General features: G+C 75.1%; 2 protein-coding genes. One reads left to right on the top strand and one right to left on the bottom strand.

Annotation, left to right across the window (positions count from 1 at the left end):
* Window positions 1-82: 82 nt before the first annotated feature.
* Complete coding sequence (locus ACXJKL_RS21025) at window positions 83-880, top strand: nitrilase-related carbon-nitrogen hydrolase (RefSeq protein WP_457208937.1); 798 nt, start codon at window positions 83-85, stop codon at window positions 878-880.
* Window positions 881-901: 21 nt separating this feature from the next.
* Here ACXJKL_RS21025 and ACXJKL_RS21020 read toward each other — a convergent pair.
* Window positions 902-1452: hypothetical protein (locus ACXJKL_RS21020; protein ID WP_457208936.1), on the bottom strand; the 551-nt coding region annotated here is incomplete at its 5' end.

Raw genomic sequence — 1452 nt, 5'->3', positions numbered from 1 at the left:
CGTCCGGAGATACTCGTAGGCACGTTCGCGCCCCGATCGTGGGGTGTGCATCCTCGCTTCCTAGCAGTCCGGAGGGGCCGCCATGACCGGTTCGCGCAGACTCGCCGTCGCCGCCGCCCAGGTGCGCAGCGGCACCGACCCCGTCGCCAACCTCGACGAGGCCGTCACCGCCGTACGCCGGGCGGCCGACGCGGGCGCGCGCCTGGTCGTGCTCCCCGAGGCCACGATGGCCAGCTTCGCCCGCAACCCGGCGCGGGCCGCGGAACCCCTCGACGGCCCCTTCGCGACCGGTCTCCGCGACGCCGCGGCGGTCGCCGGGGTGACCGTGGTGGTCGGGCTCTTCGAGCCGGCCGACGACGGCCGGGTGCACAACACGCTGCTCCTCACCGGGCCGGCCGGCGACGCGACGTACCGCAAGGTGCACCTCTTCGACGCCTTCGACTCCCGCGAGTCCGACACGGTCGCGCCGGGGGAGGGCTACGTCGTCGTGGACGTCGACGGCGGGGACGCCGGACCGGTCCGGGTCGGGCTCGCCACCTGCTACGACGTGCGCTTCGCCGACCAGTTCACCGCGCTCGGCGCTCGAGGCGCCGAGCTCGTGGTGCTGCCCGCCTCGTGGGGGGACGGGCCGGGCAAGGCCGACCAGTGGGACGTGCTCGTGCGGGCGCGCGCCCTCGACGCCCAGGCCTGGCTGCTCGCGGCCGGGCAGGCATGGCAGGAGCCGGTGCGGGGCGCACCTCTCGGGATCGGTCGCAGCGCGCTGGTCGACCCGCTGGGGTCGGTGCGTGCCCGGCTCGACGCGGACCCCGGCCTGCTGATCGGCGAGGTCGACCTCGACCTGGTGGCCGACGTCCGGGCCCGCATCCCCGTCCTGCCCTGAGCGGAGCAGACGCCGGGTAAGTCAGGAGGCCGCCCCGAGCAGGGTCCGGACCGTGTCGTGCCCGAGTGCGACGACGAGCGTGGGCAGGCGCGGACCCCGGTCGGCGGAGACCAGCAGGTGGTAGAGCAGTCGGAAGAAGTCCTTCTGGTCGGCCTTGACCTGCTCGGTCGGGGCGTCCTCGAAGCCGAGCCCACGCGCCACCTTGGGCACCCCGTAGACCACCGCGGTGACCTCGTCGAGGTCCATCGAGGCGGGCAGGCGGTCCAGGAAGATCCGCAGCCACAGCTCCTCGTCCTCGCTCAGCGAGGCGAGCCGCTCGGCGTCCGGGGTCTCGCGCACGATGGTGCGCTCGTCCTCGGGCAGGGCGGCGGTCCACGCCATCGCCCGGTCCAGCCGCGGCTGGAGCTCGTCGACCGAGACGTGCGCGTGGCCCACGTCGCCGACGATGCGGCTGATCTGGTCGCGGGAGCCGGCCGTCACGTCGGCGACCGAGGAGAGCACCCGGAACGGGACGACCACGGCCGGGGTGGGCAGCCGGCCGGCCGCCTGGGTGGAGGACGCCCGCTCGAAGG

The organism is Nocardioides sp. P5_C9_2, assembly GCF_054049555.1.
The sequence above is the reverse complement of the archived record's forward strand: the minus strand, read 5'-3'. Positions and strand labels throughout refer to the sequence as shown.

Coding starts and splice junctions, on each gene's coding strand:
- ACXJKL_RS21025 (WP_457208937.1), top strand. CDS start 83: ATGACCGGTTCGCGCAGACTCGCCGTCGCCGCCGCCCAGGTGCGCAGC.